This window comes from Corallococcus macrosporus DSM 14697, from assembly GCF_002305895.1.
Classification (GTDB): domain Bacteria; phylum Myxococcota; class Myxococcia; order Myxococcales; family Myxococcaceae; genus Myxococcus; species Myxococcus macrosporus.
On the sequence record NZ_CP022203.1, the window covers coordinates 6882302 to 6904091 of the forward strand.

At 72.2% G+C, this 21790-nt stretch carries 19 protein-coding genes; 6 read left to right on the forward strand and 13 right to left on the reverse strand.

All coding sequences use genetic code 11. From position 1 onward, the window contains the following. Nucleotides 1-31: 31 nt before the first annotated feature. From MYMAC_RS27655 to MYMAC_RS27690, 8 genes are all read right to left on the reverse strand, one after another. Nucleotides 32-2584: a serine/threonine protein kinase gene (locus tag MYMAC_RS27655; protein WP_095960247.1), complete on the reverse strand. Its 2553-nt coding sequence runs from the start codon at nucleotides 2582-2584 to the stop codon at nucleotides 32-34. 100 nt (nucleotides 2585-2684) lie between these two features. Next, nucleotides 2685-3464 carry a hypothetical protein gene (locus tag MYMAC_RS27660; protein WP_095960248.1) on the reverse strand — a complete coding sequence of 260 codons (780 nt, stop codon included), beginning with the start codon at nucleotides 3462-3464 and terminating at the stop codon, nucleotides 2685-2687. Beyond that, a complete protein-coding gene (locus tag MYMAC_RS27665) occupies nucleotides 3461-4744 on the reverse strand; it encodes an FtsX-like permease family protein (protein WP_095960249.1) in 1284 nt (427 codons plus the stop codon). The genes MYMAC_RS27660 and MYMAC_RS27665 overlap by 4 nt, the downstream gene beginning before the upstream one ends. After that, the gene (locus tag MYMAC_RS27670; protein ID WP_095960250.1) at nucleotides 4741-5442 is read right to left on the reverse strand and encodes an ABC transporter ATP-binding protein; all 702 of its coding nucleotides are present in this window, start codon (nucleotides 5440-5442) and stop codon (nucleotides 4741-4743) included. Before MYMAC_RS27670 ends, MYMAC_RS27665 begins: the two co-directional genes overlap by 4 nt. After that, the gene (locus tag MYMAC_RS27675; protein WP_095960251.1) at nucleotides 5439-7094 is read right to left on the reverse strand and encodes a hypothetical protein; all 1656 of its coding nucleotides are present in this window, start codon (nucleotides 7092-7094) and stop codon (nucleotides 5439-5441) included. Before MYMAC_RS27675 ends, MYMAC_RS27670 begins: the two co-directional genes overlap by 4 nt. 120 nt (nucleotides 7095-7214) lie before the next feature. Further along, entirely contained in the window at nucleotides 7215-8018 is an 804-nt protein-coding gene (locus MYMAC_RS27680; RefSeq protein ID WP_095960252.1) for a hypothetical protein, read from the reverse strand. Nucleotides 8019-8033: 15 nt separating this feature from the next. Then, on the reverse strand, nucleotides 8034-9221 hold the full coding sequence (locus tag MYMAC_RS27685) for an ABC transporter substrate-binding protein (RefSeq protein ID WP_095960253.1): 1188 nt from the start codon (nucleotides 9219-9221) through the stop codon (nucleotides 8034-8036). A gap of 10 nt (nucleotides 9222-9231) precedes the next feature. Next, nucleotides 9232-9969 (reverse strand): PspA/IM30 family protein, encoded by a 738-nt coding sequence (locus MYMAC_RS27690; protein ID WP_095960254.1) that lies wholly within the window; start codon nucleotides 9967-9969, stop codon nucleotides 9232-9234. A gap of 260 nt (nucleotides 9970-10229) precedes the next feature. Between MYMAC_RS27690 and MYMAC_RS27695 the strand changes: the two genes are divergently transcribed. Next, nucleotides 10230-11597: a sensor histidine kinase gene (locus tag MYMAC_RS27695; protein ID WP_095960255.1), complete on the forward strand. Its 1368-nt coding sequence runs from the start codon at nucleotides 10230-10232 to the stop codon at nucleotides 11595-11597. 4 nt (nucleotides 11598-11601) lie between these two features. Here the strand turns inward: MYMAC_RS27695 and MYMAC_RS27700 are convergent, their stop codons facing one another. The 4 genes from MYMAC_RS27700 to MYMAC_RS27715 form a co-directional block, all read right to left on the reverse strand. Next, a complete protein-coding gene (locus tag MYMAC_RS27700) occupies nucleotides 11602-12948 on the reverse strand; it encodes a 5'-deoxyadenosine deaminase (RefSeq protein ID WP_095960256.1) in 1347 nt (448 codons plus the stop codon). A gap of 20 nt (nucleotides 12949-12968) precedes the next feature. Then, nucleotides 12969-13373, reverse strand: a complete 405-nt coding sequence (locus MYMAC_RS27705) for a cytidine deaminase (protein ID WP_095960257.1) — start codon at nucleotides 13371-13373, stop codon at nucleotides 12969-12971. Nucleotides 13374-13407: 34 nt separating this feature from the next. After that, nucleotides 13408-13773 carry a TIGR02266 family protein gene (locus MYMAC_RS27710; protein ID WP_043712154.1) on the reverse strand — a complete coding sequence of 122 codons (366 nt, stop codon included), beginning with the start codon at nucleotides 13771-13773 and terminating at the stop codon, nucleotides 13408-13410. A gap of 294 nt (nucleotides 13774-14067) precedes the next feature. After that, complete coding sequence (locus tag MYMAC_RS27715; protein ID WP_013942149.1) at nucleotides 14068-14478, reverse strand: SET domain-containing protein-lysine N-methyltransferase; 411 nt, start codon at nucleotides 14476-14478, stop codon at nucleotides 14068-14070. Nucleotides 14479-14705: 227 nt separating this feature from the next. Between MYMAC_RS27715 and MYMAC_RS27720 the strand changes: the two genes are divergently transcribed. Then, nucleotides 14706-15500 (forward strand): DUF4328 domain-containing protein, encoded by a 795-nt coding sequence (locus MYMAC_RS27720; RefSeq protein WP_095960259.1) that lies wholly within the window; start codon nucleotides 14706-14708, stop codon nucleotides 15498-15500. Nucleotides 15501-15592: 92 nt separating this feature from the next. Here MYMAC_RS27720 and MYMAC_RS27725 read toward each other — a convergent pair whose 3' ends face one another. After that, nucleotides 15593-16897, reverse strand: coding sequence for a thymidine phosphorylase (locus MYMAC_RS27725; protein ID WP_095960260.1), 1305 nt, complete (start codon nucleotides 16895-16897; stop codon nucleotides 15593-15595). 75 nt (nucleotides 16898-16972) lie between these two features. On the opposite strand from MYMAC_RS27725, the gene MYMAC_RS27730 reads away from it, so the two are divergent. The 4 genes from MYMAC_RS27730 to MYMAC_RS27745 all read left to right on the forward strand — a co-directional run bounded on the left by MYMAC_RS27730 (nucleotide 16973) and on the right by MYMAC_RS27745 (nucleotide 21713). Next, nucleotides 16973-18160 (forward strand): BMP family lipoprotein, encoded by a 1188-nt coding sequence (locus MYMAC_RS27730; RefSeq protein ID WP_095960261.1) that lies wholly within the window; start codon nucleotides 16973-16975, stop codon nucleotides 18158-18160. 65 nt (nucleotides 18161-18225) lie between these two features. Further along, nucleotides 18226-19683 carry an ABC transporter ATP-binding protein gene (locus tag MYMAC_RS27735; RefSeq protein ID WP_239989052.1) on the forward strand — a complete coding sequence of 486 codons (1458 nt, stop codon included), beginning with the start codon at nucleotides 18226-18228 and terminating at the stop codon, nucleotides 19681-19683. After that, nucleotides 19676-20791, forward strand: a complete 1116-nt coding sequence (locus MYMAC_RS27740; protein WP_013942154.1) for an ABC transporter permease — start codon at nucleotides 19676-19678, stop codon at nucleotides 20789-20791. Before MYMAC_RS27735 ends, MYMAC_RS27740 begins: the two co-directional genes overlap by 8 nt. Further along, entirely contained in the window at nucleotides 20784-21713 is a 930-nt protein-coding gene (locus MYMAC_RS27745; RefSeq protein ID WP_095960262.1) for an ABC transporter permease, read from the forward strand. Before MYMAC_RS27740 ends, MYMAC_RS27745 begins: the two co-directional genes overlap by 8 nt. The last annotated feature ends 77 nt before the right edge of the window (nucleotides 21714-21790 follow it).

The following is a 21790-nucleotide window of genomic DNA, read 5'->3' on the forward strand; positions in this document are numbered from 1 at the left end:
CCCGCCCCCTGCGTGGGGAGCGGGCCTTCGGCTAACGGCAGCGCGGCTGCCGCTTGAGGGAAACGCTCGCGGTGGCCGGCTCATTGCCGGGCGCGGCATCCGGGACGTCCACCTCGGCCTCGTTGTGGCACTTCAGCTTCAGCGTGAGCTGCCGGGCGCTGGGAGGCACCTGCACCACGGCGGGGGTGATGGCGCCCATGTCCTTGCCGTCCACGAAGATGGTGGCGCCGGCCGGCTTGGACTCCACCTTCACCGCCACCCGCACCACGAGCGGCTCCAGCTTGAGCGACAGCTCCACCGGACCGCCGCCGGACACGGGCACGCGCTTGGACGCCGGCTTGTGGCCGGGCGCGCTCACCTCCACCACCCACTCCGACCCGTTGATGGGGACGTCCTTGATGTACGCGGCCGACTTGCCCTGCTCGCGCACCACCTGGCCATCCACCTTCACCTCGGCCGTGGGGGGCTCCGTCGTCAGCACCAGCGCCGCGGTGCGCGTCAGGCTCTCCAGCACCGCCTGCACGGGCGTGACGTCCTTGCCCGCGGCGACCTCCACCGTCCTGGTGAAGGCCTTGAAGCCCTCCGCGCTCACCACCACCATCACCTTGCCGGCGGGCACCTCGCGCAGCAGCGTCGCGCTGCCCCCCTCCAGCGGCACCAGCTGCGTATCCAGGCGCACCTGGACGCGGTCGCGGACCTCCGAGGGCACCCCCTGCAGGTCCACCAGCACGTAGCCCACGCCGGGCCCCGACACCGCCCAGCCAATCAGCGCCAGCAGCAGCACCGCGACCGCGCCAACGCCGCCGAACAGCACCTTCTTCGGAATGGGCGGACGGCCGCCCACGGTCGGCATCGCGCCGGTGGGCCGCTCCGGGGCGTCCACGTCGTCTTCATCGTCGTACGCGGGAGCCACCGGCGCCGGCTGCGCCACGGGCGGACGCGCCGCGGCCTGCGGACCGTCCAGGACGGGCACGTCCCGCGTCATCCGCGGCAGGCCCCCACCCCTGCTCGACCGGGGCGCGGGGCCCGAGGCGGCGTGAGGCGGCGGGGCGTCCGAGGGCGCCAGCGTGGGCACCGTCGTGGAAGGACGCACCACGGGGATGTTCCCGTGCGACAGGCGCGGAGGCCCGACCGGCGGCGTCAGGGGCGCGGGCGGCGGAATGACGGCCGTCCTTCCGCTGACGGGCTCCTCGGCCTCGGCGTGTCCCGGCGTGGAGGGTATCTCCAGCGGGGTGATGGCCCGGCCAACCGCGGCGCCCGGCTGCGTGGTGGGCTCCGGCGCGTCCGCGAACTCGTGGTCGCTGGAGACGAGCTGCGTCGCCCCACCCTCGTCATCGTCGGGCGTGGGCGCGGCGGTGGCGGCCGTCAGCTTCGGCAGCGCGGCCAGCGTGGGGGAGCGGCGCACGCCGCCCGGAGGCACCGCGGGCATGGAGCCCGTCATCCGGGGCTGCGGCGCCACCGCGGGCATGGAGCCCGTCATCCGGGGCTGCGGCGCCACCGGCTGCACCACCGGCACCGGCGCGGGCGGCGACGCGGAGGGCTGGATGGGGCTGTTGAAGGACGCCGCCTCCAGCGCGGCCTGCATGCCCTCCGGCGGCTTGATGTCCGCGTAGTCCAGCAGGCGCTGCTTCTCGCGCTCCACGTCCTCCGCGAACGTGGACTTCATGTACTGCGCCAGGTCCTTGCGGCTGAAGATGGTGTCGCTGGTGATGAGGAAGCGCTGCAGGTCGTCGCCCAGCTCGCTGGCGTACTGGTAGCGCTCGTCCACGTCCTTGGCCAACGCCTTGAGGACGATGCGCTCCAGCGTCTCCGGGATGCGCCGGTTGTACGTGGCGGGCGACGGCACCTCCGCCTTGCGCACCTTCTCCAGCACGCTGAAGTCGCTGTCGCCCACGAAGAGGCGCTCACCGGTCAGCATCTCGTAGAGGCACACGCCAATGGCGAACACGTCCGAGCGCCGGTCCAGCGGCAGGCCGCGGATCTGCTCCGGGCTCATGTAGCCGAACTTGCCCTTGAGGATGCCCGCCTGCGTCTTGGTCGCCTTGCCGGCCGCCTTCGCGATGCCGAAGTCGATGACCTTGACCTCACCCTCATAGGAGATGAGGATGTTCTGCGGCGAGATGTCGCGGTGGACGATGTTCATGTCCCGCCCCATCCCGTCCTTCTTCCGGTGGGCGTAGTCCAGGCCCTCGCACATCTTGGACACGCAGTAGGCCACCAGCGGCACCGGCGCGGGCTCACCCTTCTTCCGGCACCGGTCGAAGATGGCCCGCATGTCCTTGCCGGGGATGTACTCCATCGAGATGAAGTAGCTGCCGACGATGTTGCCCAGCTCGTAGATGGACGCGACGTTGGCGTGGGTCAGCTGGACGCTGATCTTCGCCTCGTCGATGAACATCGAGATGAACTCGTCGTCCTCCGCGATGTTGGGGAGGATGCGCTTGATGGCGACGAGCCGCTCGAAGCCGCTCGCGCCGAACTGCTTCCCGCGCCACACCTCCGCCATGCCGCCAATGTTGATGCGGTCCAGAAGGAGGTACTTCCCAAACGGGATGGGCTGCCGCTTCGGTTGAGTGGTCGTCACGTGGGGGAGGGTCCGTTCCCGGCGAGCCTATCGATCGGGGCTCCAAGGGGTCAACCTCGTGAAAGCCCCGTCCAAGCTGACCAGGCAGGCAACCGGCGGATCAGGGCCCCGCCAGAGGGGTGCCCGCGTCCGTGTCACCGGCGGGTGACGGCGGGGCGGCGGGGTTGTCACGGAATGCGGTTCCTGGCTCCGCCTCGTCGGGCGGAATCGGGCGAACCAGGAGGAAACGCGCCTCGCCCGCGACGGAGACCACGGCCGGCGAGCCGAAGCGCTCCTCCGCGGGGAGCCCCACCACCGTCACCCAGGCCCCCTGGCGCTCGGGGGCCACGCAGTAGATGAGCGTCCCCGGGCGCACGCCAGGCGCCTCCCTCACGGGACCGTCGCAGTCCTTTCGGACCTGGAGGGCATAGGCCTGGAGGGGCTCGCCCCGCACGAGGTACGGCGGCCGCCCCAGCTCCTCCAGCATGGGCTGGAGCATGCGCGGGTCATCCGGTACCTCCAGGGCGGAGGCCTGCTCCTGCGCGAGCTGGTGGAAGCGCTGAATCGCCATGGAGGCCACGTCCGTGGACGTCAGCGGCGTGCGGCTCTCCGACAGGACGAGGTCCAGGAAGAGCGCCCCCACCAGGACGATGGGCAGCAGCCGGTAGCCCTTGAAGCCCTCTTCCTTGCGCTGGAGCAGCCCCACGACGAACCCCAGCGTGGCCAGCGCGGCGACGCCGAGCACCACCGCGGGCCGCTCCAGGGACGGCAAGGACATGAAGGCGGACACGTCCGCGCCGCGGGCGCGCACGGCGTCGGAGAGGTCGCCTCCGTAGATCCAGGCGAGGGCGACCAGGCTCAGCCCGTTGCCGAGCAGCGTCTTGCGAGAAGGGAGTGTCATCCGGCGAGCGTGCGTGCGGGGTCGGTGGCGGCGGCGCGGCGGCTGGGGAAGTACGCGCCCGCGAGCGCGGCGACGAGCCCCAGGACGACGCCGCCGACCACCACCGGCCAGGGGAAGGAGAAGAAGCTATCAGGCTTGAAGGGGAAGTTGGGCAGGGAGCCCGCCGCCAGCCGGTTCACCCCCAGGGCCAGCAGCAGCGCGGCGCCAGTCCCCGCGGCGCCGCCCGCGAGCCCCACTACGGCGGCCTCCGCCAGGACGATGGCGCGGATGTCCGCGCGCGAGGCCCCCACCGCCTGCATGACGCCAATCTCCCTGGCGCGCGCCCGCACGGAGGCGGACAGCGCGTGGGCGATGTTCACCGCCGCGAGCAGGCAGATGAGCAGCGACAGCAGCGCCAGCGCGGAGGTGGTGAGCGCCACCGCCGCGCCCGAGTTCTCCGCCATCCGGCGCTCCTGGTCGTCAATCTCCAGCCCCATGCCCTTCACCGCGTCAACGAGTGCGGGCACCCGCGACGGGTCCGTGGCGACCAGCGTGACGCCGGAGTAGTGCTCCGCGTCCATCCCGAACGCGCGGTTGAGGCGGACGGCCGCGTCCAGCGGGATGGTGATGCCGGCCAGCAGCGCCCGGTCCGACGCGCCCACCACCTGCGCCTGCCCCGGCTGCGTGGGCCCGGACGCGGAGGCCGCCGCCACGTAGGAGCGGTTGAACTCCACCGGGAAGCCGAACCCCACCAGCATGTTGGCGGAGAGCTGCGGCAGCTTGCGCGCCGGGGCGAAGGTCTTGTTGTACAGCTCCAACAGCCGCGTGGACACGAGCGCCGGAATCGGCTGCCCCTCCCCCGCGTCCTTGAACTCGCCGAGCTGCACGTCGCCCTGCACCAGCGCCGGCTCCACGCCCAGCGCCAGCACCTCCATGCCCATGCGCAGCCGGGAGCCGAAGAAGACGCCGTCGTAGCGCGTCACCGCGGGCACCCGCACGTTCATCTTCCGGTAGGCGGCCTCCACGCCGGGCAGCGCGCGCAGGCGCTCCACCGTGGGCGCGTCCAGCTTGCCGCCGCCCAGCAGCGAGCCCAGCGACACCGCCGGGGGCACCACGTCCACCAGCCGCGCGTCGGTGGGGAAGATCTCCTCCCGGATGACGCGGCCAACGCCCAGCCCCAGGCCCAGGAAGAACACCAGCGCGCCCACGCCCATGGCCACGCCGAAGGCGGAGAAGAAGGCGCCCTTGCGCTCGCGGGCGAGGCTCAGCCGCACCAGCCGGGACAGCGCGTCCAGCCTCATGGCGCACCTCCCGTGGCCACCTGAAGCCCCGCGCGCTCCTCCACGAGCCGCCCCTCCTTGAGCCGCACCACCCGCCCGGCCGCCGCGCTCATCCGCTCCTCGTGGGTGACGCACAGCACGGTGAGCCCCTCGCGGTGCAGCTCCTGGAACAAGGTGATGACGCCCGTGCCGGTGGCCGCGTCCAGGTTGCCGGTGGGCTCGTCGCACAGCAGCAGGCGGGGCTTGCCGAACAGCGCGCGGGCAATGGCCACGCGCTGGCGCTCGCCGCCGGACAGGCGCACCGGGGGACGGTCCTTCTTGGCCCCCAGGCCCACCCGCTCCAGCAGGGCCTCCGCGCGCTGGCGGGCATCCTCCGGCGCCGCGCCGAAGTGCGACGGCAGCAGCACGTTCTCCACCGCGGAGAGGTTCGGGATGAGGTGGAAGGACTGGAAGACGAAGCCCACGTGCGTGTTGCGGAACCGCGCCAGGGCCTTGTCGCTCATGCCCCGCAGCTTCACGCCGCCCACGCTGATGTCGCCGCGGTAGTCCACGTCCAGGCCGCCCAGCAGGTGGAGCAGCGTGGACTTGCCGCTGCCGGACGAGCCCACCACCGCGACGAACTCCCCCTCCGCCACGTCCAGCGACATGCCGTCCAGGACGCGCACCTGGGTGCCGTCCCCGTCCACATAGGTCTTCACGACGTCCCGGGCTTGAATCACGGCGCCGCCGACGGGCTGGAGGTGGCGGCGGTGGGCGCCAGGCGCAGGGACAGCTCCGCCTGGAGCGCCTTGTCCTTGCGGGACACGGCCAGCGTCACGGCGCGCAGGTCGTCCACGGCCTCCAGCCAGCGCACCGTGGTGGCCTTGATGGCGAAGCCGCCAATGCCCCAGGCCTCCGACGGCAGGCTCCTCACCGCGTCCGACAGGCGGCGCAAGTCCAGCACCGCGCTGAAGGCCGCGTCCTTGCCCGCGTCCTTCAGCTCCTCGGCCACCGGCCCTTCACCGGACGGCTTCGCGAGCGAGGCCAGCGTGGACTCCAGCCGCGCCCTGGGCGAGGCCACCACCAGCCGGCCGCTCGGCGCGAGCGCGAAGTGCGCGCCCTCCCCCGCGCGGTAGGACGTGAGGTACACGCGCTGGCCGCCCAGCTCGGCCGCCTCCACCTTCGCGCCGAAGTTCTCCGCGATGCGCGGCAACTGCTCCAGCGTGGACCGCAGCTTCGTGGCGTCCTCCGCGTCCGCGAGCGCCACCAGGTGGACGAAGCGGAACGGGTTGGTGCGGCGGAAATCCATCACCGGCATGCCCGCGCCCAGGTTCACCGTGGGCGACAGGGACAGGCCCAGCACCGCGCCCGGCTTGAGGTTGTCCAGCACCTCCGTCTTCACGTTGAGGCCGCTGTTCTGCACGGCGCGGGTGAGGTAGCCGCCGGCCAGATAGGGCCACACGCCGTCCAGGTGCGACGCGTCCCCGCGAAACCGGGCCACCAGGAAGCTGTCCGCGGGCAGCGAGGCCTCGAGGTCGCCCCCGGCGGGCGCCACGGCGTCCAGCGCCGCCAGGGACGCCTGGGTGTCCGGCCACGGCGCGTCCGCGCTCAGCGTCACCGCGCGGTCGTCGATGCGGCCCGTGAGCGTCACGCCCTGGACGGTGCCCGGCGGGACGAGCCCGGCGCCGCCCGGGAGCCACACGTGGAAGTCGCGCTGGGCCGGCAGCCGCTGCAGCGACGCGGCCATCACCGGCTCCTTCGCGAGCGAGCGCACCTCGGGCTGCGTGGCCAGGGTCCCCAGCGTGGCGGCGGTGGGCCCGGCGCCGAGCAGCGCGAAGCGCGTGCCCTTCACGAAGAAGAGGCCCAGCGCGGGCGTGGCGCTGCCCGGGCGGCTGAAGGTGACCAGGTCACCGCCCTCCACGGAGGCCTGCTTCTTGTCGGACGCGCCCAGGCGGCTGCGCGCGAAGTTGCCGAAGGTCTCCTCCAGCTTGCCCGCGTCCTTGACGCCCACCACGGAGATGGCGCGGCTGCCTCCGAGGAACGCCGCGCCCGCGCCGAGCTCCGGCGCGATGCCCGCGGTCTCCAGCGCCTGCCGGCTGCGCAGGTCCACGCCAATCTGGCGCATCACCGCGGAGACGTAGCCCTCCGCGGTGGAGAAGTTCTGGAGCTGCGCGGCGAACGAGGCGGCCTTCAGCTTCTGGAAGCGGGCGAGCTTCTCCCCCAGCGCCCCCAGGTCGTTGATGACCACGGCGGCCTGCGCGTCACGCGGCAGGTAGCGGGCCACGCCCGCCGTCGACGCGGGGGCGGCGGTGTCCGCGTCCTTGCCACAGCGGGAGCAGCCCGCGACGGCGAGCACGAGGAGGAGGGACGGAAGCCAGACTCGGCGGAGCATGCGGTCACCTCAGGATGCCTGCGGCGGAGAGTCAACCGATTCGTGGGGGCTCCCAGGGCGGTCCGGGAGCCCGGATGATGAGCAGGCGACGGCCTGGTGACGGCCCGGGGCCGTGAAGCGTCAACGCACCCGGCTGCCGTGGGGCAGCGGGCCGCGCGTCTCCTCGGAGAACTCGAGGAACTGCTCCATCTGCCGCACGGACTCCTCGGTGGCCTCGGCCTCCGCGCTCAGCATGGTGAGCTGGCGGTTGACCACCTCTGGGTCCCGGATGGCCACCGACTGCTCGTGCGTCAGCCGCATCAGGTCCTCGATGCCCGCGAGCTGGTGGCTCACCACCTCGCGGCTCTCGCCGGCCTGCTCGAAGCGCGCCAGCCGCTTGCGGAGGATGTCCACGCGGTTCTGCTTCACGTCCTTCAGCCGCGGGTTCGTCTCCCGCGCCAGGTCCGCCTCCAGCTCCGCCACCTCGCGCTGCAGGTGCTCGCGGTCCGAGCTGTTCAGGTACGTGCGGTACTGGTTCAGCGTGGAGATGAGCCGCAGGAAGGACGTGAGCAGCGCATCCAGCCGGGGCTCGCTGTCCGCCTCCAGCACCTTGCCCCCCGGCAGCTTGCGGTAGTTGGCGAGGATCTTCTCCTTCAGCCCCACGAGCTGCTGGTAGTGCTCACGCTGCGACGGCGCCAGGTCCGCCTGCAGCGCGTTCAAGGCCTGGGTCGCCGCCTCCGGGTCGTGGAGCGAGTTGGCCCGCACCGCCCGCTGGAAGCGCTTCATGGACGACACGACGCCCAGGTAGAAGCCCTCCAGCCCCAGGGCCACCAGCATGGGCAGCGGCTCGCCCGTCATGGCCGCCGAGGCGGCCGCCGTGCCCAGCCCCACCAGGTTGGCGGGCATCATGAAGGCGGCCTTGATGTAGTTCGGCGACTTCGCCACGTCCGTCCTCCAGCGTCAGGGGCCTCGCGCCTCCGACACGTACTTCAACGCCCCCAAGTCCTTCGTGTCCTCCGCGGGAGGCACCGGGGGCCCCTGCTTCAACTTCTGGAAGAGCGCCGCGGCGCTCTGGAAGAGCTCGTCATAGGTGACGGGCGCCTCGCCGGAAAGCCCGAAGAAGGCCCGATTGTCCGCCAGCGTCGCCGGCGGCGCGCTGCGGATGGCCTCGGTGGGGTCGCCCAGGTACGGCGCCACCTCGCCCAGCATCCGGGCCCCTGCCGTCGGGTCCTTGAGGACGGCCTGCCCCGCGTCCAGCAGGCCCCGCAGCACCCGCCGCACCGCGTCCGGATAGCGCGCGGCGAAGTCACCCCGCGCCACCAGCACCGTGGCCACCAGGTGCGGCGCGTCCGCCGTCGTCGCCAGCACCGCGCCGCCCCTGTCCCGGGCCGCCAGCTCCACGTCTCCCCACAGGCCCACCACGGCGTCCGCGCGGCCCTCGCGCAGCGCCCGCCCCGCATCCAAGGTGGAGGGCAGGTCCACCCAACGCACGTCCGAGATGCGCAGCCCGGCGCGCGCCAGCAACCACAGCGCGAAGTAGTGTGACGAGCCGTACGGATACACGCCCAGGCGCTTGCCGCGCAGGGAGGCGAGGTCCGGCACGCCCACCGCGGCCAGGGCCTCCTGCCCCCGGCTGCGTCCCACCAGCAGCAGGGTGCGCGGCGCCGCGTCCCGAAGCGCCGGGGACCAGGCGGCCAGCCGGTCCACGGACAGGGTGGCCATGTCCACCCCGCCGTTCTCCGCGCCAATGGCCAGCGCGTGCCGCAGGTCCTCTTCCTTGGCCAGGAGCACCGCCCGCGCGTCCAGCGCGTAGGCCGTCTTCAGCAGGCCCTGCGCCGCGCCCGCCGGGGGCACCGGGTTGTCCAGGGTGGTGGCCCCGCCCGCCGCCAGCAGCAGGCCCGCCGAGGCGCCGCGCGGGCTGAAGCCGATGAGCACCGGCCGCAGGGGGACGGAGGCCACGTCCGCCACCGGGGCGGCCACGCCGGCCGGGAAGTCTCCCGGCGACAGGCGGACCGCCTCACGGGTGGACGGGAAGTACCGCTCCTGCAAGCGGTCCAGGTACCCCAGGCGCGACGCGAGCGCGTAGCTCGCGCCGAGCACACAGAGGAACAGGAAGAGGAAGAGGCCTGGACCGCGGTGGAGCTTCATTCCAGCCGGACTACTCGACGCCGACCTTCTTGCCGATGGTCTTCTCCGGGCCGCTGCCCACGTCGGACACCGGCGCCGGGCTGCTGACGAGCCCCATCTCCATCTTGAACTGCTTCACCAGCTCGTCGGCCTGGATCTTCTCGGCCTCTTCCTCGATGTTCGCCGCGGTGTGGTCCACCGACTCGAGGGCCATCTGCATGCGGGCCTCGTTGATGGCGGACTTCTCCTGCACCTTGCGCAGCATCTCGTCGTGGGTCGAGTCGATGCCCGCCACGGTGAAGGACTCCATCGTGTCGGCGACCTTGGCCTGCCACTTGGCGCGGCGCGCCTCGCGGATGGCGTTCATGGCCTCCTGCGTCTTGCGCTCCTTCTCGCGCATGAACGCCTTCTTCACCGACAGGGCCTTCTCGTACGCCTGGCGGGCCGTGGCGAGCTGCTGCTCGTTGCGGGCCAGCGCGTCCTTCTCCATCTGGAGCTTGGAGGCGTACTGCGCGGCCAGGTCGTCGCGGCCCGCCTGGATGCCGGCCTTCACCTTGGCCGTCAGCGAGCGCACGTCCTCCTGGTACTTGGCGTTCTCCTTCTCCAGCAGCGTCACGTTCGCCCGGACCATGGCGATGGACTCGTTCATCTTCGGGACCTGGTCGTTCAGGTCACGGACGTTCTGCTCGAGAATCAGCTCCGGGTCCTCGATGGAGGAGACGAAGAACCCGGCGAAGCTGCGCATTGCCCTCTTGAATCGTTGCCACATATCGGCGGTCTACCTCCATCCAGACCTACTTGCAGCCACCTTACACGATTGCCGGGGCGAGCAAGCAGCCACAGTCCCACGTCTTTCCAATGCTTACGCGCCTCTACCTAAGGCGATTGCGGCGGATCCAAAAGCGCCGCGTGACGTTTCCCCGTTGGAAAATCGCGCCCGGCCCCGCGGCGCGCGTCCGTCCGTCCGCTTCCGCACGATAGGCGGCGGGGCTTGCAAGCCGCGAAGGAAGCAGGGAAAACCCACGCCTCGTGACGTCTCCGCCCCCCGTGCCCGGCCCGCTCGAAGAGACGATGTCGCGGGCCATGGACGCCCAGCGGCGGAGCGTCGTCGGCGCGGGAGCGGCGGTGCGGCTCGTGGGCGCCGCCCTGTTCCTGGCCATCAGCACCACGCTGTGGCTGGCCGGGGGCCGCGACTGGGGCGTCTATCCCCCCGCGCTGGGGCTCTACGCGGCCGTCGCCGGCATCCTCTTCATGCTCCGCCAGCGGCGGGTGGCCCGGGGCCTGGGCGCGGTGCAGTCCCTGGTGGACGTGGTGCTGGTGTACTGGCTCCAGTCCATGGCCATGCCCCTGTCGCCCTTTCCGACGGGCGTGGCGGGCTTCAGCCTGGGCCTGTTCGCGCTCGTCGTGGCCCTGAGCGGGCTGGGCCTGCGCGGCACCGTCGTCTACGGCACCGCGCTGCTGTCCGCCGTGGCCCAGGCGGCGCTGATGCGGCAGGCGGACGTGGGCTGGGGCGCGGTGGCCATCGCCGTGGTGGCGCTGGTGCTGGTGGCCGTGGTCATCCACTACGGCACCGGGCGGCTGCGCAACCTCGCGGTGACGCTCTCCCGCCTGGAGGTGGACCGGGCGCTGGAGGCCCGCCGCTTCCAGGAGGTGGAGGAGGCCCGCCGCACCATCGAGCGCATGCTGGCGGATGCCCAGGCGCAGAACGCCGAGCTCCAGCGCCTGCAACGGGACAAGGAGCAGCTCACCCAGTTCCTGGTGCATGACCTGCGCTCGCCCCTGTCCGCGCTGACGCTGTCCCTGTCCTGGATGGAGCAGGAGGTGCCCCGGCAGGGCGTGCTCGGCGAATCCGTCCGCACCGGCCTGGCCGTCACCGCGCGGTTGGACCGGATGATCTCCGACCTCATGGACGTGCCCCGGCTCGAGGAGGGCCGGCTGGAGCCCCTGCGCGCCACCTTCCCCGCCGCGCGCCTGCTGGAGGACGTGCGCCGCTCCCTGGAGGGCGTGGCCCGCGCGCGCAAGCTCCACCTGGACGTGGAGGTCCCCCAGGGCCTGGAGCTGGTGGGCGACGCCGAGCTGCTGGTCCGCGTGGTGGAGAACCTCACCACCAATGCCCTGCGCCATGCCCCCTCGGGCGGGCGGGTGCGCCTGGAGGCCGGAGAGGCGGCGGACGGCCGCTGGCTCGCGGTGCGCAACGACGGCCCGCCCATCTCCGAAGCGGCGCGCGGGCGCATCTTCGACAAGTACGGCCAGGCCGACGCGGAGCGGGACAGCCGCCGGGGCTATGGCCTGGGGCTCTACTTCTGCCGCCTCGCCGCGGAGGCCCACGGCGGGCGCCTGGCGGTGGAGGACGCGCCCGGGTGGGCCACGTCCTTCGTGCTGCGGCTGCCGGCCTGAGGCTTCAGCCGCTGCGCGCCTTCTTCTGACGCCGCTTGAGGATGCGCGCCACCTGCGCGTTCGCGTTCGCCAGCACCGAGGGCGCGTCCAGCGTGGTGAGCACGCCGTCGCGCAGCACCGGCTGGCCGTCGATGAAGACGTGCGTCACGTCGCTGCCCCGGGCGTTGTGCACCAGCGGCACCAGCACGTCCTCGGGCGTGGGGCCCGCGTGCAGGCCGCTGACGTCCACCACGGTGAGGTCCGCGCGCTTGCCGGGCTCCAGCGAGCCCACCTCGTCCTCCAGGCCCAGCGCCCGGGCGCCGTGCAGCGTGGCCATCTCCAGCACGCGCATGGGCGTCATCGCGCACGGCCCCACGCGCGGGTTGTGCATCACCGCGGCGAGCCGCATCTCATGGAAGATGTCGAGCGTGTTGTTGCAGGGCGCGCCGTCCGCGCCCAGCGCCACCGCCACGCCGGCCTCCAGCAGCTCCGGCACCTTGGCGATGCCCGACGCCAGCTTGAGGTTGGAGCCGGGGCAGTGGCACACCACCGTGCGCGTGTCGCGCAGGAGGTCCTGCTCCTCCTGGGACAGCCACACGCAGTGGGCCATCGTCACGTGCGGGCCGGACATCCCCACCGTGTGGAAGAAGGCCACGTTGTCCTCGCCGCCGGTGTACGCGCGGACCGCGTCCGTCTCCTTCGCGTTCTCACTGGCGTGGGTGTGGATGCGCAGGCCGTGCTCCCGGGCCAGCCGCGCCACCTCGCGCAGCAGCTCCGGGGTGCAGGACAGCACGAAGCGCGGGGCGAAGGCGTAGCGCAGCCTGCCGTCGTGCGTGCCGTGCCAGCGCTCCTTCAGCGCCAGGCTCTCCCGAATCGAATCCTCGGTGCTCTCGCGCAGGCCCGCGGGCACGCCCGCGCCCGCGTCCATCATCGCCTTGCCGCCCACCAGGCGGAAGCCGGCGTCCCGCGCGGACTCGAAGACGGCGTCGTAGTGGTACACGCTGCCCATGTCGAGCGCGGCCGTGGCGCCCGAGCGGATGAGCTCCGCGAAGGTCAGGTCCGCCGACGCCCGCATGGACGCGGCGTCGTGCGAGGCCTCGAAGGGCCAGATGCGCTCGCGGAGCCAGTCCAGCAGCTCCAGGCCGTCCGCGCGGCCGCGGAAGAGCGTCTGACAGGCGTGGAGGTGGCCGTGGATGAGGCCCGGCAGCACCACCTTCCCCGTCACGTCCACCACGCGCCGGGTGCCGCGGGGCTTGAGGCCCCGGCCCACCTTGGCGATGCGGCCATCCTGGACGAGGACGTCCGCCTCCACGAGCACCTCGCGCTCGCGGTTCATCGTTACAACCGTGCCACCAGTCAGGAGCAAATCCACGGCGTGCTCAGGCTCTTTCGCTAGAAGAAGTCTTTGGTGAAGGCGTGCGGCAGCAGGCCTTCCAGGGTGTAGCGCGCCTCGTCGCCCCTCGGCGTCCGGCTGCGCACGGGCAGGTCCTGCCCGCCAAACTCGGCCATGACCTGGCGGCACATGCCGCACGGCGGACAGGGCTGGGGGGTGTCCACGACGATGGCCACGGCCACCGGCTTCGTGTGCCCCTGGGCCACGCCCGCGGCGAAGGCATTGCGCTCCGCGCAGACGGTGAGCCCGTAGGTGGCGTTCTCCACGTTGCAGCCGGCCACCACGGCGCCGTCCGCATAGAGCACGGCGGCCCCCACGGGGAACCGTGAATAGGGCACGTGGGCGCGCGCTCGCACGCGCGCGGCTTCCTCGAACAGGCGCTCCCAGGGAATCTCGTCCGCCATGACGCCCTCCTACATGAAGCCGGATTGCGGTCCGTTACGAGCGGGCCGTACCGCGCTGCACTTCGTCGAGGTGGCGCGCGATGGCCAGCTCGGACTCCACGGGCAGGTCCACGAAGCGGACCCGCGCCGCCGGGCCGTTGGCGCCCTGCGCGACGTGGAGCACCTCGCCCTTCGCCTCCACCTCGTCGGGGAGGATGGGCAGGCGGAAGCGGACCTCCACCCGCGCCCCCTGCTCCCACCCGGAGCCCTGCCAGGCGCAGCCGCCCAGGGACAGGTCTCCGTCATGCTGCTCGAAGTCCCCCGAGCTGCCCTCCCGGCGCACCTTCAGGCGCATGGGGACCCGGGGCGAGTCCCGTCGGTCCTCGGCCTTGTCGCTCATCGAGTCGTTCCTCTCGGCCATCGCCGTTGCCTCCCTGCCGCTCATGCTCGCGCCACCGCCCATCATTTGAAACCCACGCACCCGTGGGTCCTGGCCCGCGAGCCCATACCGTAGACGCGTGCCGCCGTCTCGTCCGAGGCGACGTCCACCCCTCCGACGGCCCTCTCCCGGAGGGCCTCCTCCCGCCGCCCCGCCCTGCCACGACGCCCCAGCACCCCGGCATCATACGGGGGAACAACGGCCGGCGAGGCCCGGAAATTGGGGCTCCCACCGTTCCAGGCGGGGCCACCTGGCGGATTGCACCCGGCGCCGCGCTCAGGCCGGGACACCGTGCTCCCGGGACACCCACCAGTCCTCGCCGTAGCTGATGCAGAGCTGCTCGCCGGGGTGGATGTCCCGCAGCGCGTGGTAGCAGAAGACGTCCCGGGTCGCCTCGCGGTGATAGGACGTATTGGGCTCCCGGGCGTGGTTGTAGATCATCCCGTAGCCCAGCACGAGCGCCACCCACTCCCCCTCCCGGGGCGCCTCGTGCGCGGCCCACTGGAGCAGGAAGACGTAGTCCTGGAGCTGGGGGTTCTGGGAGAGGCCGCGCGGCAGCTTGAGGTAGTGGCATTCCTCGATGAGGTCGCCCGCCTTGATGAAGGCGTCGGTGAAGACGCCGTAGCCCCACTCGCACGGCCGGACCTTCACGCCCGGATGGAGGTACAGCGCCGCGCCCTGGTTCATGGTCCCCTGCCCCGCATGGCTCAGGGTGAAAGGATGGCGTCTTCCCGGTGCGGGGTGAAGCGGCAAGATGGCCGTCCTGCCCCCGGCGGCAGGGCGGGTCCGGGCCGCCTCTGTGCGGCGGCGCGTCAGGCCGCTAGAGTGCGCCGCCGAAGTTCCTCCCCGCCCGCCCCCCGTCCATTCCAACGCGCGATGCGTGCGCGGCGGCCTTCGCTTGCCCTGACACCACCATGCTGACCCAACCTGCCGTTCCGGAAACCGCTCCCGTCTGCCCTGACCATGCTGGCGCGCCGTCCACGGGGACCTGTGAGCGGTGCGGCCGCTTCCTCTGCGAGCAGTGCAGGCTGCCCCACTCGGGGGTCTGCGCCGCCTGCGCCGCCCGGCAGGTCCAGGCGCTGCCCTCCACCCGGGGGCGGGCGCAGTTGGCGAGCGGGGCCCTGGTCCTGGGCGCGGTCCTCACGCTCCCGGTCGCCATGCTCAACCTCTGGCTCTTCGCGAGCCTCGACAATGGCAGGCCCAGCCCGGAGGACGCCGCGTCCTATGATTTGATGAACGGGCTCATCGCCATCCCCACCCTGCTGACCATGGTGACCACCATGGTCCTCTACCTACGCTGGCTGCGCCTGAGCGTGAGGACCGCCAACGCCCTGGGCTTGAGCAACGAGTCCACGGGCTGGGCCACGTTCTGCTGGTTCATCCCGCTCGCCAACCTCGTCAAGCCGTTCGATGTGGTGCGGGAACTCTGGCAAGGCGTGGGAGGCGACCCTCGACGGAAGGCCCAACTGACGGCCTGGTGGGCCACGTGGATCCTCGGCAACATCCTCACCAACATCAGCACCCTGTTGGCGGGAGCGGACACCGCGGGCGCCACGACGCTGGACACCTCGCTCATCATCGGGCTGCTCTCGGAGGGCCTCTCCGTGGCGGCGGCGGTGCTGTGCATCCGCGTCATCTGGGACATCGAATCGCTGCTCGTGGCCCGCCGGGCCGAGGCGGAAGCAACGCTGGGTGCCGCCACGCGCTGAAACGGAAAGCGCCACACGCAAGGAGCCCCGCGCCGGGCCTGTTCAAGGTCCTCGGCCGGGGCTCTTCGGAACCACGACAGCGAACGGACGCCCTACTCCACCCGCTCGCGGATGAGCGGCCGGGCCGCGGGGGCCGCGTCACCGAACTGGTACGCGGCCAGCAGGCGCGCCTTCACGTTCTCCAGCGGGGCCGCGTCGTTGTAGTGCACGCGCACCACGGGCTCGCCCTGCTTCACGGGCTCGCCCGTCTTCTTCAGCAGCGTGAAGCCCACGGCCGGGTCAATCTTGCTGTCCGTCCGCTGCCGGCCCGCGCCCAGCGCCACCGCCGCCAGGCCCACGCCCTCCGTGTCGATGCCAGTGACGAAGCCGTCCCGGGGCGCCACCACGTCCGCGGTGGCCTTCGCCTGCGGCAGCAGGGAGTAGTCGTCGATGGCGCGCGGGTCTCCGCCCTGCACCTGGACAATCTCCTTCAGCTTGCGCACCGCGCTGCCGTCCTCCACCACCTTGCGCAGCTTCTCGCGCGCCTCGTCGATGGTTGCGGCCTTCTTGCCCAGCACCAGCATCTCCGCCGTGAGGGCATACGTAATCTCGGTGTAGTCCTCCGGCGCGTCGCCGCGGAGCATGTCCACCGCCTCGATGACCTCCAGCGCGTTGCCCACCTTGCGGCCCAGCGGCTGGTCCATGTCGGTGAGCAGGGCCACGACCTTCTTCCCCATCTCCGCGCCCAGGCCAATCATCGTCTTGGCCAGCGTGCGCGCGTCCTCGTCGCGCTTCATGAAGGCGCCGCTGCCCACCTTCACGTCCAGCACCAGCGCGTCGATGCCCTCCGCCAGCTTCTTGCTCATGATGGAGGACGCAATCAGCGGGATGCAGTCCACCGTCGCCGTCACGTCGCGCAGGGCGTAGAGCTTCTTGTCCGCCGGGGCCACCTGCGCCGTCTGGCCAATCAGGCAGCAGTTCACCTCGCGCACCAGGCGCCGGTACTCGGACGTCGGCAGGTTGACGTTGAAGCCGGGGATGGACTCCAGCTTGTCCAGCGTCCCGCCGGTGTGACCCAGGCCGCGGCCCGAAATCATGGGGACCGGCACCCCACAGGCGGCGGCCAGCGGCGCCAGGCTGAGGGAGACCTTGTCACCCACCCCGCCGGTGGAGTGCTTGTCCACCTTCACTCCCGGCGTGTCGGACAGGTCCAGGACCTCGCCGGACTCCAGCATGGCGCGGGCCCAGGCGCCCAGCTCCCGGGAGTCCATGCCCCGGAAGAAGATGGCCATGCACATGGCCGCCATCTGGTAGTCCGCCACCGTCCCCGCCGTATACGCCTCGATGAACGCGCGGATGTCCGCCGGTTCCAGCCGGCCACCATCCCGCTTCGCCTTGATGAGCTCGTAGGGTTGCACGGGGCAAGGCCATAGCAGGAACCCACCCCTTCATGCACTCGGGGAAAGGGCGGGCATCTGGTAGATAGGCCCGTCATGATGCTCCGCCTCCACGTCCTCGCCCTCACCGCCCTCCTGTGCGCGTGCTCCAAGCAGAAGGAAGAAGCGCCCCCCTCCGGCGCCCAGGCCCCCGCCGGGAAGACGGAGAAGAAGGCCCTCCCCGTCGGACTCGTCATCGACGTGGGCGGCCGCGGAGACCACTCCTTCAATGACGCGGCGCTTCGTGGCCTGGAGCTGTGGGCCGCCGGCAAGCGCTACGAGGGCGGCAAGTACGTGGACGCCACGCCCGACGAGGTCCGCAAGTCCCTGCCGCCCCACCTGAGCGCGGCGGCGGCCACCTTCCGCGCCCTGCCCATCCAGCCCATCGTCCTGCAGAGCAAGGCGCAGGAGGACTACGTCCCCAACCTCCAGCTCCTGGTGGACCAGGGCGCCCGGCTCACCGTGGGCAACGGCTACATGCTGGCCAACGCGGTGCGCACCTCCGCCCAGGAGAACCCCCAGGCGCAGTTCCTGCTCATCGACAGCCAGGTGCTGGACGCGCAGGGCAAGGCGATGAAGCTGCCCAACGTGCGCACCGTCCTCTTCAAGGAGCAGGAGGGCAGCTTCCTCGTCGGCGCGCTGGCCGGGCTGGTGACGAAGACGAACAAGGTGGGCTTCGTGGGCGGCATCGAGGTGCCCCTCATCCAGCGCTTCGAGGTGGGCTACCGCGCGGGCGTGAAGACGACCAACGCCCCGGCCGCGCAGGCCCTGATGTCCGTCTACACGGGCAGCTTCAACAACATGGCCGCCGGCAAGCAGGTGGCGCAGGACCTCATCTCCAAGGGCGCGGACGTCCTCTTCCACGCCGCGGGCGCGGACGGCATCGGCGTCATCCAGGCGGTGAAGGAGGCGCGCGCCGCGGGCAAGCGCGTGTACGCCATTGGCGTGGACTCCGACCAGTCGCACGTGGCGCCGGACGCCATCCTCACGTCGATGATGAAGCACACCGACCTGGCCGTGTACCAGGCGGCGAAGGACCTGGTGGACGGCACCTTCGGGGCCGGGGAGCAGGTGCTGGGCCTCAAGGAGAACGGCGTGGGCATGGCGGAGGTGCGGGTGGACTTCCCCGGCAAGGCGGAGGCGCTCCAGAAGGTGGAGGCTTTGCGTCAGCGCATCATCGCGGGGAGCCTCCAGGTCCCCGCCCTCCCGGCGGACCTCGCCTCCTTCCAGGCTGCCGCGCCCTGATTTCGCTCCGGAACATCCACAAGGCCTTCGGCACCTGCGTCTCGCTGGCGGACGCGTCGCTGGACGTGCACCGGGGCGAGCTGCTCGCCGTGGTGGGTGAGAATGGCGCGGGCAAGTCCAGCCTGATGAACGTCCTCTATGGGCTCTATCAGCCGGACGCGGGCGTGCTGACGCTGGACGGCCAGCCGGTGCGCTTCAAGAGCCCGCGCGACGCGATTGCGCGGGGCATCGGCATGGTGCACCAGCACTTCATGCTCGTGCCCACGCTGTCGGTGGCGGAGAACGTGGTGCTGGGCCGCGAGCCCACGCGCAACGGCCTGCTGGACCTGGAGCGCGCGGTGCAGGAGGTGTCCGCCACCTGCGCCCGCTTCGGCTTCCAGTTGGAGCCCCGGGCGCGCGTGGACACGCTCAGCGTCGGCTCGCAGCAGAAGGTGGAGATTATCAAGGCGCTGCACCGGGGCGCGCAGGTGCTCATCCTGGACGAGCCCACCGCCGTCCTCACGCCGCAGGAGTCCGACGAGTTGGCCAGGGTCATGCGCGGGCTGGTGGCGCAGGGCCACACCGTGGTGCTCATCAGCCACAAGCTGAAGGAGGTGCTGGGCGTGGCGGACCGCATCGCCGTGATGCGCCGGGGCCGCTGCGTGGCGGAGGTCCGCGCCGCGGACACCACGGCTGAACAGCTCGCCGCGCTCATGGTGGGTGAGGGCCAGCGCGCGCCAGGCGCCGCGGCGCCCACCACGACGGCGGCCCACGCTCCCGGCGAGGCGCTCCTGGAAGCGCGGGGCCTGCAGGCCACCGGCGACAACGGGCGCCCCGCCCTGCGCGGCGTGGACCTGGAGGTGCGCGCGGGCGAAATCGTCGGCATCGCGGGCGTGGACGGCAACGGGCAGCGCGAGCTGGCGGAGGTGCTCACCGGCTTGCGCGCGCTGACGTCCGGAGGCGGCACGCTGCTGGGAGGCCCGCTGCGAGGCCTGACGCCGGCCCAGGCGCGGACGCGCGGCGTGGGCCACATCCCGGAGGACCGGCTCCACCGCGCGGTGGTGAAGACGCTCAGCGTGGAGGAGAACGTGGCCCTGGGCCGGCACACGCGGCCGCCCTTCGCGAAGGGCCCGTGGATTGACTTCAAGGGCCGCCGCGAGCGCACGCGCGCGCTGACGGTGGCCTACGACGTGCGGCCGCCCGACCCGGAGGTGGCGCTGCGGGCCCTGTCCGGCGGCAACCAGCAGAAGGTGGTGGTGGCGCGCGAGCTGGACGCGCGGCCCCGGTTGCTGGTGGTGGTGCAGCCCACGCGAGGCCTGGACGTGGGCGCCGTGGCGCAGGTGCAAGCGAAGCTGCGCGAGGCGCGCGACCAGGGCACGGGCGTGCTGCTGGTGTCATTGGACTTGGAAGAGGTGCTGGCCCTGTCGGACCGCGTCTATGTCTTCTTCGAGGGCCGCGTGACGGGCCACTTCCTCCGGAACGAGCTGGACGAGCGCGAGCTGGGACGGCGCATGCTGGGCACCCCGGAGCCGGGCCATGCCTGAGCGCGTGAGGCAGCTCCTGCCGTCGGTGCTCTCCGTGCTGCTGGCGCTGGCCGTGTGCTGGGCGCTCATCGCGCTCACCATGGAGCCGGGCACCGCGACGGACGCCTATCTGCAGATGCTGTGGGGAGGCATCGGCAACTGGCCCGCGTACCTGGATGGCGCGCCGGCCACCGTCATCACCCGCCCCCTGGGCGAGGCCGCGATGAAGGCGGCCCTCCTCACCCTCACCGGCCTGTCCGTGGCGGTGGCGTTCAAGGTGGGCCTGTTCAACATCGGCGCGCAGGGGCAGATGCTGCTGGGCGCGCTGGCCGCGGCGGTGGTGGGCGCCCAGGTGTCGCTGCCCGGCGCGCTGCACGTCCCCGCGGCCCTGCTGGGCGCGGCGCTCGCGGGCGCGGCGTGGGCGGGCATCGCCGGCGCCCTGCGCATCTACCGGGGCGTGCACGAGGTCATCTCCACCATCATGCTCAACTGGGTCGCGCTGAGCCTGGTGGACAACTGGCTGGTGGTGGGCCCGCTGCGCGGCGCGGCCGAGGGCGGCCAGTCCATCACCGGCACCGCCGAAATCCAGGCCACCGCGGCGCTGCCCCGGCTGCTGGGCGACGGCTCGCGGCTCAACCTGGGCTTCCCGCTGGCCCTGGCCGCGGCGCTGGCCGTCTGGGTGTGGCTGACGCGCACGCGCTCCGGCTTCGAGACGCGCACGGTGGGCCAGGGCGCCGAGGCCGCGCGCGCCGCGGGCATCCCCGTGGCCCGGCGCATGGGCCTGGCCATGGCGCTGGCGGGGGCCATGGCGGGGCTGGCGGGCGCGGTGCTGGTGCTGGGCACGGAGGGGCGCTACCCCGGCACGCTGGGCGCGCCCTACGGCTTCGACGGCATCGCCATCGCGCTCATCGGCAACAACCACCCGCTGGGCGCCACCGTGTCCGCGCTCTTCTTCGGCGTGCTGCGCGCGGGGGGCACGCGCATGCAGCTGCTCGGCGTGCACAAGAGCTTCCCCGAGCTCATCCAGGGCCTGGCGCTGCTCTTCGTCGCCGGCCGCATGGTGTGGCTCGCGCTGCTGCGCCGGCGAAACGCGGCGCCCGCCGCCTCGGCGGAGGTGCCCCGTGCTTGAGGTCCTGCACTCGCTGCTGTTCTCCACCCTGGACGCGGCGCCGGCGCTCATCTTCGCCGCCCTGGGCGCGGTGCTCTCCGAGCGCGCGGGCGTCATCGCCGTGGGCATCGAGGGGATGATGCGGGTGGGCGCCTTCTGCGCGGCGGTGGCGGCCCTGGTGATGCCCACGCCCCTGGCCGTCGTCATGGGCATGCTCGCGGGCGCGGCCCTGGCCGGCGTGCACGGCTTCCTGAGCATCCGCTGGCGCTCCGACCAGGTGGTGTCCGGCATCGCCCTCAACCTGGTGGCCCTGGCCGGCGGCACCTTCCTGCTGGAGTCGCTCTACGGCCCCAACGGCACCCCGTCCATCCAGCAGCTCCCGCGCTGGAACCTCCCCGGCCTGAGCTCAATCCCGGTGCTGGGCGCGCTGTCCGGGCACTCGGCGCCCACGTACCTGGCGCTGCTCCTGCCCTTCGCCTTCCAGGGGCTGCTGACCCGCACGCCCCTGGGCCTGCGGCTGCGCGCGGTGGGCGACAAGCCCCAGGCCGTGGCCACCCTGGGCCTGTCCGTGCCGGCCCTGCGCTGGGGCGCGGTGCTGGGCAGCGGGCTGCTGGCGGGCCTGGGCGGCGCGGTGCTGTCCACCGCCGTGCTGGACCGCTTCGAGCAGCACACCCCCGCGGGCCTGGGCTTCATGGCCCTGGCCGCCATGGTGTTCGGCCGGTGGACGCCCGTGGGCGCCTTCCTCGCCGCCGCCTTCTTCGCCTTCGGCAACGCGCTGCGCATCGGCCTGGTGTCCAGCGCCCCCGGCCTGGTCGAGCTGATCCCCCAGGGCGTCCTCCTGGCCCTGCCCTATCTGCTCACCCTGGTGGTGCTCACCCTCCAGGGCCAGCGCAGCAGCGCCCCCGCCGCCCTCGGGACCCCCTACGAACAGGAATCGCGCTGACACTTCGCGTCCGGATGGAGTCATTACACACCCGGGTAGAAATCGATTTAAGGTCGTGACTGACCCAGCCGATTTGA